The 10,839-nt window shown below is 73.5% G+C and carries 9 protein-coding genes; 5 read left to right on the top strand and 4 right to left on the bottom strand.

The window, feature by feature from the left end:
* The first annotated feature begins 107 nt into the window (after positions 1-107).
* Both IEZ20_RS00955 and IEZ20_RS00950 read left to right on the top strand, forming a co-directional pair.
* Positions 108-986, top strand: a complete 879-nt coding sequence (locus IEZ20_RS00955) for an ATP-grasp domain-containing protein (RefSeq protein WP_189294127.1) — start codon at positions 108-110, stop codon at positions 984-986.
* Between the two features lie 56 nt (positions 987-1,042).
* On the top strand, positions 1,043-1,873 hold the full coding sequence (locus tag IEZ20_RS00950) for an oxidoreductase (protein ID WP_189294126.1): 831 nt from the start codon (positions 1,043-1,045) through the stop codon (positions 1,871-1,873).
* 6 nt (positions 1,874-1,879) lie between these two features.
* On the opposite strand, the gene IEZ20_RS00945 is transcribed toward IEZ20_RS00950, so the two are convergent.
* Positions 1,880-2,437: a hypothetical protein gene (locus IEZ20_RS00945; protein WP_308434630.1), complete on the bottom strand. Its 558-nt coding sequence runs from the start codon at positions 2,435-2,437 to the stop codon at positions 1,880-1,882.
* 142 nt (positions 2,438-2,579) lie between these two features.
* Here IEZ20_RS00945 and IEZ20_RS00940 point away from each other — a divergent pair, with 142 nt between their 5' ends.
* Both IEZ20_RS00940 and IEZ20_RS00935 read left to right on the top strand, forming a co-directional pair.
* Positions 2,580-3,353, top strand: a complete 774-nt coding sequence (locus tag IEZ20_RS00940) for an IclR family transcriptional regulator (protein ID WP_189294124.1) — start codon at positions 2,580-2,582, stop codon at positions 3,351-3,353.
* Positions 3,350-4,198 (top strand): SMP-30/gluconolactonase/LRE family protein, encoded by an 849-nt coding sequence (locus tag IEZ20_RS00935; RefSeq protein ID WP_189294123.1) that lies wholly within the window; start codon positions 3,350-3,352, stop codon positions 4,196-4,198. Before IEZ20_RS00940 ends, IEZ20_RS00935 begins: the two co-directional genes overlap by 4 nt.
* A gap of 33 nt (positions 4,199-4,231) precedes the next feature.
* Here IEZ20_RS00935 and IEZ20_RS00930 read toward each other — a convergent pair whose 3' ends face one another.
* Together IEZ20_RS00930 and IEZ20_RS00925 are read right to left on the bottom strand one after the other, a co-directional pair.
* The gene (locus tag IEZ20_RS00930) at positions 4,232-5,509 is read right to left on the bottom strand and encodes an MAB_1171c family putative transporter (protein ID WP_229895827.1); all 1,278 of its coding nucleotides are present in this window, start codon (positions 5,507-5,509) and stop codon (positions 4,232-4,234) included.
* On the bottom strand, positions 5,506-6,108 hold the full coding sequence (locus tag IEZ20_RS00925; RefSeq protein ID WP_189294122.1) for a toxin-antitoxin system, toxin component family protein: 603 nt from the start codon (positions 6,106-6,108) through the stop codon (positions 5,506-5,508). The genes IEZ20_RS00930 and IEZ20_RS00925 overlap by 4 nt, the downstream gene beginning before the upstream one ends.
* Before the next feature lie 220 nt (positions 6,109-6,328).
* Here IEZ20_RS00925 and arfA point away from each other — a divergent pair, with 220 nt between their 5' ends.
* Positions 6,329-7,849 (top strand): arabinosylfuranosidase ArfA, encoded by a 1,521-nt coding sequence (arfA, locus tag IEZ20_RS00920; protein WP_189294121.1) that lies wholly within the window; start codon positions 6,329-6,331, stop codon positions 7,847-7,849.
* Here arfA and IEZ20_RS00915 read toward each other — a convergent pair whose 3' ends face one another.
* On the bottom strand, positions 7,850-10,804 hold the full coding sequence (locus tag IEZ20_RS00915) for a glycoside hydrolase family 35 protein (RefSeq protein WP_189294120.1): 2,955 nt from the start codon (positions 10,802-10,804) through the stop codon (positions 7,850-7,852).
* Positions 10,805-10,839: the final 35 nt, after the last annotated feature.

The raw sequence follows: 10,839 nt of genomic DNA, 5'->3' as shown, positions 1-10,839 counted from the left end.
CGAGCCGCCCCGGACCGCACCCGGCCGCCCCGGGGCGGGAGTTCGCCCGCGCTTGTTAGCCTCGCAGCCGCGCCACCCCTCGAACCCCGTACGACAGGGAGCCCGCCGTGCCCCGGATAGCCCTCGCCACCTACGACCCCGGAACCGAGCCGGGCAAGGACGCCGATCTGCCGCTGCTGGTGCGGGCGCTCAGGGACGCCGGTGCCGGGGCGGAGGCCCGGTACTGGGACGACCCGGCGGCGGACTGGGCCGGCTACGACCTCGTCGTCATCCGCTCGACCTGGGACTACAGCTGGCGGGCCGCGGAGTTCGGCGCCTGGGTGGACCGGGTCGGCGCGCTGACCCGGCTCGCGAACCCGGCACCGGTGGTGCGCTGGAACGCCGACAAGCGCTACCTCGGCGACCTCGCGGCGGCCGGGGTGCCCACCGTCCCCACCCGCTACGTACCGCCCGGTGAGCCGGCCGGCCTGCCCGACGGCGAGGAGTTCGTGATCAAGCCGGCGTCGGGCGCGGGCGCCCGCTTCGCCGCCCGCTACACGCCCGCCGAGCACGACACGGCGGTACGGCACCTGGCCCGCATGCACGCGGAGGGCCTGACCGCGATGGTGCAGCCGTACATGCCGCGCATCGACGTCGGCGGCGAGCGGGCCCTGCAGTTCTTCGGCGGCCGGCTGCTGCACGCCAGCCGCAAGGGCGCCGTCCTCGCGCCCGGCACCCCGTACGACGCCGACAAGGTGGCCCACCCCCGCCTGGAGCCCTGGCGGCCCACCGACGCGGAACTCGCCGTGGCGGAGAAGGCGTTGGCGGCCGTGCCCGGCGCCCCCGGGCTGCTGTACGCCCGTGTCGACCTGGTCGACGGCGAGGACGGCGAGCCCCGTCTGATGGAGCTGGAGCTGGTGGAGCCGAACCTGTTCCTGTGGCTGCACCCGGACTCGCTGCCGCGCGTCACCCGGGCGATCCTGGCGGCGGCCGAGGACCCCGCCTAAGGTGTGACCGGCACGGTGCATGATCCGTGAACGGCCGTGCCTGAGGGGGAGTTGACGTGGACAAGGTCTGGCTGGTGACCGGGGCGAGCAGCGGCTTCGGCCGGGAGATCACCGAGGCGGCCGTCGCCGCGGGCGACTTGGTGATCGGCGCGGTCCGCCGCCCCGAGGCCCTGGACGACCTGGTGGCCGCCCACCCGGGCCGGGTGGAGGCGGTGCGTCTGGACGTCACCGACCTGGCCGCGGTCGACGCGGTGGTCCGGGACGCCGTGGACCGGCACGGCCGGATCGACGTGCTGGTCAACAACGCGGGCCGCACCCATGTCGGCGCGGTCGAGGAGACCACCGACGCGGAGCTGCGGGACCTGTTCGACCTGCACTTCTTCGGGCCGCTGGCGCTCGTGCGGGCCGTGCTGCCGCACATGCGGGAGCGGCGCTCGGGCGCGATCGTGCAGATGAGCAGCATGGGCGGGCAGATGTCCTTCGCGGGCTTCGGCGCCTACAGCGGCACGAAGTTCGCGCTGGAGGGCGTCTCCGAGGCGCTCGCGGACGAGGTGGCGGAGTTCGGTATCAAGGTGCTGATCGTGGAGCCGGGCGCGTTCCGGACCTCCCTGTTCGGCGCCGGCCGGTCGGGAGCCAGCCCGGACAGCGGGGTGTACGCCAAGGTGAGCGGGACCCGTGCGGCCGTGTCCGGCGGCGACGGCACCCAGCCGGGCGACCCGGCCAAGGCGGCGGCCGTGATCCTGGCCGCGCTGGAGGCCGAGCGGACCCCGCTGCGGCTGCCGCTCGGCGACGACGGGGTGAGCGCGGTCCTGGCCCACCTCGACCAGGTCCGCGAGGAGGTCACGGAGTGGGAGAAGCGGACGAGGGCGACGGCCTTCGACGCCTGATGCCCCTCAGGGCAGCACCGCCGTCCGCTGGAGCAGCCCCCAGGTGAACTCGGCGACGACCTCCCGCCGTACGCCCTCCCGGTCGGGGGCGGTGAGGGCCAGTCCCCACCGGGTGGGGGCGGTGCCCTCCAGCGGGCGGGCCGGGGGGAAGGCGCGGGCGGCCTCGTCCACGGTGCAGGACCAGGGGGTCAGGTCCTCCAGGGTGCGCAGCGGGGGTGCGGGCGCGCCGGGCGCCCGCACCAGCCACTCGTTCCAGACGCCGCCGTCGGGTCCGACGAGCACCTCGAAGCGCAGGTCCGGCCAGAGCGGCAGGGTCCACCGCCGGGCCTCGCAGACGGCGTCGCCGAGGCGGCGGGGCTCGACGGATCCGGGCTCGCCGAGGACGGAGCGGTACCGGGCCGCCGCGCCCCGGGCCCGCGGCGAACGGACCATGGCCTGCCACCGTTTGTTGGCCTCCCGCATGTCCGCGGCCGACGCGCCGAGCCGCCGCCGGGCCTCCTCGACCAGGCCCGGGTTGTGGTCGGCCATGCGGCGCAGCAGCACCAGCTGGAAGTCGGGATCCATGACCCCCATGGTGCCCGTGACCGCGGGGGTCGTTCCCGACCCATTGCCCGCACCACCCGCCATGACTAGCCTGTGTTCGTCATGCCGATCGTCTGTTGAAATATCGAACGCAGACGCCAGACCGTAAGGGAGGGGGCCGGACGTGGGACGCCTCGTGCCTGCCGTGACCCGGGCTCTCGACATTCTTGAGCTGTTCCTCGACGGGGACGGGACGCTCTCCGCCCCCGACATCGTGCGCAAGCTCCAGCTGCCGCGCACCACCGTGCACGAGCTGGTCACCACGCTCGCCGCACGCTCGTACATCGTTCCGGTGCCCGGACAGCCGGGACGGTACCGGCTCGGCGTGCGCCCGTACCAGCTCGGCAGCCGCTACGCCGAGCAGCTCGACCTCGCCGCCGAGGGCCAGCAGGTGGCCCGCTCGGTCGCCGAGACCTGCGACGAGACCGTCCACGTCGCCATCCTCGAAGGCACCGACGTCATCTACATCGCCAAGGTCGACTCCACGCACGCGGTCCGCATGGTCTCCGCCGCCGGCCGCCGCCTTCCGGCCCACTGCACGTCGGTCGGCAAGATGCTGCTGGCCGCCCTGCCCGAGCCGGAGCTGGCCGCGCGGATCCCGGACGGCACCGGGCTGGCCGCGATGACGCCCAACAGCATCACCGATCCCGCCGTCCTGCGCGAGACCCTGGCGGAGATCCGGCGGCGCGGGATCGCCGTCGAGAACCGCGAGTCCAACCCGGACGTCTCCTGTGTGGCCGCCCCGGTCCGCGACCGCACCGGCCAGGTCGTCGCCGCCCTCTCCATCTCCGTCCCGATGATCCGCTGGAGCGAGGACCGCCGGGCCGAGCTGGAGCAGCTCGCCGCGAAGGGCGCGGCGGAGCTGTCGGAGCGCCTGGGCCACCGGAGCGCGGCATGACGGCGTACGAGGTCGCGGTGCGGGCGGAGGCGGCGCTCGGCGAGGGCCCCACCTGGGACCCGGCGACGGGCCGGCTGGTCTGGCTGGACATCCTGGGCATGCGGCTGCACACCTACGACCCCTCCTCCGGCCGCCGCACCCTGCGCACGACGCCCCAGCACGTCGGCGCCGCCAAGCCCCGGGCGGGCGGCGGCCTGGTGCTGAACCTGCGGGACGGCGTCGGTCTGCTGGACCCCGACGACTCGTTCCGCTGGCTGCACCACGAGCCGGTCCCCGGCCGCCGCGCGAACGACGCCGCGGTGGCCCCCGACGGCTCCCTCTGGGCGGGCACGATGCGCTACGACGAGGCGCCGGGCGGCGGCACCCTGTCCCGGCTGACGGGGGACGGAACGGTGACGACGGTCCTCCCCGACGCCACCGTCAGCAACGGCACCGGCTGGAGCCCCGACGGCCGCCTCCTGTACTACGTCGACTCCCCGACCCGGCGCGTGGACGTCTTCGACCACGATCCCGACGGCACGGTCCGCGACCGCCGTCCCCTGGTGCGGATCGAGGAGGGCGCCGGCTTCCCCGACGGCCTGACGGTCGACGCGGAGGGCTGTGTGTGGGTGGCGCTGTGGGACGGAGGCGCGGTACGCCGTTACACACCCGCCGGCGACCTCGACCGCGTGATCACCCTGCCGACCCCGCGCACGACGGCCTGCGCGTTCGGCGGCGAGAACCTCACCGACCTGTACGTCACCACGGCCCGCACGGGCCTGACCTCCCCGGACCCGCTGGCGGGCTCCCTCCTGGTGATCCCGGACGCGGGCAAGGGCCTGCCCCAACCGTCGTTCCAGGGCTGAACCCGGCCACGGCGCGTCGGCAGCCGAGGGCGACTACAGCTCCCCAGGGGCGCGGGGAACTGCGCGACCAGCCACCACGGAGCCGCGGTCGGCGGACGGCAGGGCACACCCCGGGACGGCAGCCGCGCGTACCGCCGCCACGTCGGCCGGACGGGCCAGCGCGCGGGACACCGCACCGATCCCCTGGAGCAGGCACGCGGGGTCGGGCCCCCCGCCCGGCCCCGCCGCCGACGGCATGCACGCCCTGGTCTCGACCGCGTCGAGAACGGTCACCGCGGCCGCCAGCGCGCGGGCCCGCTCGGGCGGGTGGCCGAGGCCGAGCGCGGCGTCGTACGCGCGGCTGCCGAGGCCGGTGTCGATGTGGCGGGCGAGCGTCAGCAGCACGTCGCGGATGAACGTCTCGCGCCGGGTGAGCCGCAGTTCCGGCGCGGCGCGCAGCGCGAACGGCACCCCCTCGCCGCTCGCGGCGCACAGCACCCGGTACAGCGGCCGCAGTTCGCGCAGGGCGCTCCGGACCCGCCGGCGGTCGTGCAGGTACTGGCCGGCGTGGGGGAGGACGAAGCCGGCCGCCATCAGGATGGCGGAGAGGGCCGCCACCGGCGGGGCCAGGTCGGTGCTCAGCCAGTCCAGGTCCCGCCCGGACCAGCGCGCGACCACGGCGGTCAGCTTGGCCGCGCCGAACAGCAGGTTCATCACGTAGCCCGCGCCCAGCAGTCTCAGGCCCCGGCGCAGCCACGCGTCCAGGCCCGCCGCCCGTACCCAGTCCCGGAGCAGCCGGAGGGTGAGCACGCAGGCCACGGCGTGCGCGACCAGGTAGAGCAGGATCTCCTCGCGCATGAACGGCGTGGTCGCGTAGTAGGTGTCCAGGTCCCGCACCCGCTCCTCGCGCGCGTCGGCGAGCAGGAACAGCACCCACAGCGCGGCGATCACACCCGAGTACGCCGACACCACCCACCGCGTCGCCCGGCGTGTGGCGGCCGAGCGGTCGTACGGGCCGTTGCGCCAGGTGACGAGGAGCAGCAGGCAGGAGCCACAGAACGCGGTGATGAGCGAATAGCACCAGGGCGCCGAGAAGTTGGGCACGCCGGTCAGCCGGTTGACCCGGGCGATGGTGGACGGGGTGCAGAACACGAACACCGCGCAGGCGAGCAGCAGCAGCCCGCCGACCGCGCGCAGCAGGGGGTCCCGCCACAGCCGGATGATGCTGGGCAGCTTGATCACGAGGGCGGCGGTGAGCACGGCCGTGGGGATCCAGAAGGAGATGTAGAACGTGCTGAGGATCCCGGAGGGGTCCGCCGCCGGCAGGGTCACCGAGCCGTTCCTCCGCGCCCCCGGTAGCCGAGGGAACGCTGCACCGGGTCCAGCGGGGCGGAGGCGTCTCCGGCGAGGTGGCCCCGGAACAGCGTGGCCAGGCGGTGCCCGAAGTCGTCGGCCTCGGCCTCGTCGGCCTCCCGGGAGCCGTTGCGGGCGGCCACGGTGAGGGCGGCCTCCCGCCAGCCGGGGGTGTCGGCGAGGGCCCGGGCGGCGGCGTCCCCGGCGAGATGGTGGTGGCGGTGCCCGGCGTGCAGGTGCCACAGTTCGTGTCCGAGGATGACCAACTGCTGGACGGCCTCGGCCCGTTCCTCCACGATGACCAGGTCGAAGTCGGCGAACTCGACCCACAGCCCGGTGACCTCGATCTCGTCCGGGAAGCGCTCGAAGCGCAGCTCCACCGGCCGCCCGCCGCGCAGCGCGCTCATCTCCTCGCACAGCGCCCGGCACAACGGACGTACGCCCTGCGGCTGTTCGGGCCGGGTGCGGACGGCGGCGGCGAGGTCGCCGGACAGGGTGCGCATGGCCGAACCCGGGCGGGTGCGCCGCAGCCGTGCGGCCAGGCGTGCCGCCTGCTTCCGCGCGCCCCCGAAGCTCATCTGTCTCCCTTCCCACCGCCGGTCGCGGCTGGTCCGAGCGTACGCGCAGGGATGTGCCCACGTCATGTGATCCGACGGCCGTCGTTCAACGGGGAACCACCTGTGAGCGTGTGTCCAACCCATTGACGTGAACGCGCTTCGAATCTACGGTCCCGTTCGAAGTTACGAGCATTATCCGGTATATCGAACGGCGAGGCCCCGACCGACCCGGAAGGAACCCATGAGCAAGCGCACCGCCCGCTTCACCCTCGACCCCGCGTTCACCGTCGGCCGAGTGGACCCCCGTCTCTTCGGCTCCTTCGTGGAACACCTCGGCCGCTGCGTCTACACCGGCATCCACGAACCCGGCCACCCCGCGGCCGACGCCGAAGGCCTCCGTACGGACGTGCTCGACCTGGTCCGCGAACTCGGCGTCACCACCATCCGCTACCCCGGCGGCAACTTCGTCTCCGGCTACAGGTGGGAGGACTCGGTCGGCCCGGTGGAGGACCGCCCCCGCCGTCTGGACCTCGCCTGGCACTCCACCGAGACCAACCGTTTCGGCCTCTCCGAGTACATCGCGTTCCTGAGGAAGGTCGGCCCCCAGGCCGAACCCATGATGGCCGTCAACCTCGGCACCCGGGGCGTGGCCGAGGCGCTGGAACTCCAGGAGTACGCCAACCATCCCGCCGGCACCGCCCTCTCCGACCTCCGGGCCGCCCACGGCGACAAGGACCCCTTCGGCATCAGGCTCTGGTGCCTCGGCAACGAGATGGACGGCCCCTGGCAGACCGGCCACAAGACGGCCGCCGAGTACGGCCGTGTCGCCGCCGAGACGGCACGGGCCATGCGCCAGCAGGACCCCTCCGTGGAACTGGTCGCCTGCGGCTCCTCCAGCCAGGCCATGCCCACCTTCGCCGCGTGGGAGGCGACCGTCCTGGAGGAGACGTACGAGCTGGTCGACTACATCTCCCTGCACGCCTACTACGAGCCCGTCGACGGCGACGTGGACTCCTTCCTCGCCTCGGCCGTCGACATGGAGTCCTTCATCGAGAACGTGGTCGCGACCGCCGACCACGTGGGCGCGAAACTGAAGTCGAAGAAGAGGATCAACCTCTCCTTCGACGAGTGGAACGTCTGGTACCTCTCCAGGTGGGAGGCGCATGCGAAGACCATCGACCCGTCCGACTGGCCGGAGGCACCCCGCCTGCTGGAGGACAACTACAGCGTCACGGACGCCGTCGTCCTCGGCTCGCTCCTCATCGCGCTGCTCCGGCACGCCGACCGCGTCACCGTCGCCTGCCTCGCCCAGCTCGTCAACGTGATCGCGCCGATCATGACGGAGCCGGGCGGCCCGGCCTGGCGGCAGACCACGTTCTTCCCGTTCGCGCAGGCCTCCCGGTACGGCCGGGGCCAGGTGCTGGACGTGCGCGTGGACTCGCCGACGTACGCCACGAGGAAGTACGGCGAGACGGACCTGCTGCACGCCACCGCCGTCCGCGCGGACGACGGCACGGTCACCGTGTTCGCGGTCAACCGCAGCCGCACCGAGCCGCTGCCCCTGGAGGTCGCGCTGAACGGGCTGGAGCTGACGGCCGTCACCGAGCACAGCGCGCTCGCGGACGCCGACCCCGACGCCCGCAACACCCTGGCCGACCCCGACCGCGTCACCCCGCACCCGGTCCACGGCAGCGCCCTGACGGACGGCACCCTCACCGCCGTACTGGAGCCGCTGTCCTGGAACGTGATCAGGCTGGCCTGATCAGACCGGCTCGACCGGTACGCCGCCGGTCGCCCTGCCGAGCAGGGTCAGCCGTACCGACCCGGGGCCGGACAGCGTGGTGAACTCCGACAGGACCGCCAGCGCCAGGGTGTTGGTGCCCCGGGTGCGCAGGACGCCGTTCGGCAGGACGAAGGTGTGCTGCGGGCCGACGTTGTTGATGTACTGGCCCAGGTTCCAGCCGTTGAGGAAGATCTGGGCGCGGTAGGCGCGGTACGGGTCGTCGTCCAGGGTCAGGCCGATCGACGCGTCGACGTCGGCCGGCACCGACAGCCGGAACGTGGTCCGGTACCAGGTCACGCCCTGGTACCGCTCCGCGCGCGGGAACGTCACCCGCTCCCAGCCGCGGTCCTGGAAGCCGGGCAGGTGCCAGCCCTCCCGCTCGCCGTACAGACCGCCGTTGTTCATCGGCCCGCGCACCGGGTCGGGGGCGCTCGCGCCCTGGATGCGCCAGCGCACCTTCGGCTCGGCGCCCGTGAAGGTGACCGCCGTCAGGCCCCGCGCCGCCTTGTGCGTGTCGAGCGCCTTGCCGTCTTGGTCGTGCTGCATGCGCCGGACCAGGACGGACAGCACGTGCCGGCCGGGGGAGCGCAGCCGCTCGCGCACGGGGAAGACGGCCGTCTCCGTCCACGTGCCCTTGCGGATGGTCACGGTCTTGTCCGGCACCGGCATCCGGTGGGTGCCCAGCGGTTCGCCGTCCAGCCAGGCCATCAGCAGGCCCTGCGTGCCGGTGCTGTAGGCGAGCGAGACCTCCTCGACGCCGCTGGTGTCGGTGAGGGCGCCCCGGTACCAGACGTCCCCGTAGTGGAAGCCGTAGTCGTCGGCGAAGAGGACCGGCTGCCCGTCCGGGACGGCCGTGGTGCTGTACGACGTGGTCTTGTCGGCGAGCTGCCACGAGGAGTCGTCGAAGCTCGGGCCCGCCTCCGGGTTCTCCGTCCGCATCCGCCAGCCGCCCAGCTCGGGCAGCCGCACCTCGGGGGTGTCCGGGAGCATCCCGGTGGTCATCAGGCTGCCGGAGAGGGTGACCCGGGTGGGCAGCTTCCGGCCGTTCCACACCAGGGTGTCGATCCCGCGCGGGCCCCACACCTCCATGCTGGTCCGTTCGGTGATGTCACCGGTGAGACGGACCTCCGAGCCGTGCACCTCCGCGTGCCGCAGCAGCGCCGGGCCGTAGACGAGGAGGGTCCCGGACGGGGTGTCGTAGGGGAAGAGGCGGACGGCGGTCGCGTCGTCGGCGAGGAGCAGCAGCAGCGGGGTGTCGCTCTCGCCCTTCTGCACCAGCACCCGGGTCAGCCCGCCCTGCCCCAGGGGGGCGTTCACATGCAGCTCGCCCCGGTCGTAGGCCCAGCCGGCCTCCTCGTCCAGGCGCTGCACGAAGGGTTCCTCCGCGCAGTCCAGCACCAGCTCGGCCATCTCGTCGCGCCGCCCGGCGAACACGGCGATGTCCTGCCGGCCCGCCGTCAGGAAGGTCATCGGCGCGGCGGTGGCGTACTTCAGCTTCCGCCCGCCCAGCGGGAGACCGGTGGTGAGCAGCTTGGCGTCCTTGCCGGGCACGGTGATCCGCAGCCGGCCGGCGTCGGTGGGCAGCTCGGTGGTGACCGGGTCGGTGCCGTCGTTGCGGGCGACGTACACATGGCTGCCGGTGTCCGGGTTGGTCAGGTGGTAGACCTTCAGCCCCTCGGCGGTCACGTCCGCCGCCCGGTCCAGTTTGGCGAAGTCGGGCACGCGCTGGAGCAGGTGCCCGAGCTGGTGCATCGGCGCCATCTTGTCCGTGACGTTGCGGCCCTCGTCGATGGCGGCGCCGTAGTCGTACGACGTGTAGACGACCGGCGCGGGCAGCCACCCCCACGAGGTCCCGCCGAACGCCATGTACACGTTGTGCAGGGTGAGCCCGTTGGCGAGGTTGGTCAGGTAGAACCGGCGCTCGTACGCGGCGTCCCGGGTGCGCCGCGACTCGGCGTACCCCTTGCCGTCGAACCAGGCCCCGCCCCACGGGTCGAACCAGCCGCCGCCGAACTCGGGCACGAAGCCGGGCGTGGACGGCGAGGCGGTGGCCCCGCCCTTCGGCCCGCCCGGACCGTAGTGCCCCCAGTCCGGCGGGGTCTGCGACGGCGACGGGTAGCCGTCGAACCCGTACAGCCAGCCGCCCTTCTCCCCGCCCGTGTCGAAGGAGCCCGGCACCCAGTAGCCGTTGCGGCCCTTGTCGTTGTGGAACAGCGGAACGTCGATCCCGTCGTCCCGTACCTTCCGGTACAGGTGGGACATGTAGTTCCGCCCGGCGGTGTCCGTCGCGTGGGCGTCGTACTCGTTCTCGATCTGGTACAGCAGGACCGTGCCGTCGCCCTGCGTGAACAGGTGCCGGCGGGCGATCCGGTTCACCTGGGTCAGCCACTCGTCCACGTACGACAGGTAGACCGGGTCGTCGGTCCGGGCCGTGCCCTTGGCCGCGGTCAGCCACCCGGGGAACCCGCCCCCGTCGACCTCGGCGTTGATGTAGGGCCCGGGCCGCAGGATGACGTACAGCCCGGTCTCGGCGGCCGTCCGCAGGAACAGGTCGAGGTCCCGGACCCCGCTGAAGTCGTAGCGGCCCGGCGCGGGGGAGTGGTAGTTCCAGGCCACGTAGATGCTGACGGCGTTGAAGCCGTGCGCCCGCATCTTCTGCAGCACGTCCCGCCACAGCGACGGGCTGGGCAGCCGGAACGGATGCATCTCGCCCGACCACAGCACCAGCCGCCGCCCGTCCACGAGCAGCGAGTAGCGGTCGTACCCGATGGTGTGCCGCCGGCCGTCGGCGCTCGGCGGGACCGGAGCCGGACCGGTCGGCGCGCTGCCGCCCGCGTACGCCGAGGGCGCCCCGGGGCCGCCGCTGCCGCCCAGGGCGAGCCCGAGCGCGGCACAGCCGGCCAGGGCGCTGAAGGTACGTCTGCTGAGCGCCAAGGTGGATCCTCCCGGGCGATCTTACGGGGGCGCGG

The organism is Streptomyces cinerochromogenes, assembly GCF_014648635.1.
GTDB lineage: Bacteria > Actinomycetota > Actinomycetes > Streptomycetales > Streptomycetaceae > Streptomyces > Streptomyces cinerochromogenes.
This window is presented reverse-complemented; position numbering and strand designations above follow the sequence as displayed.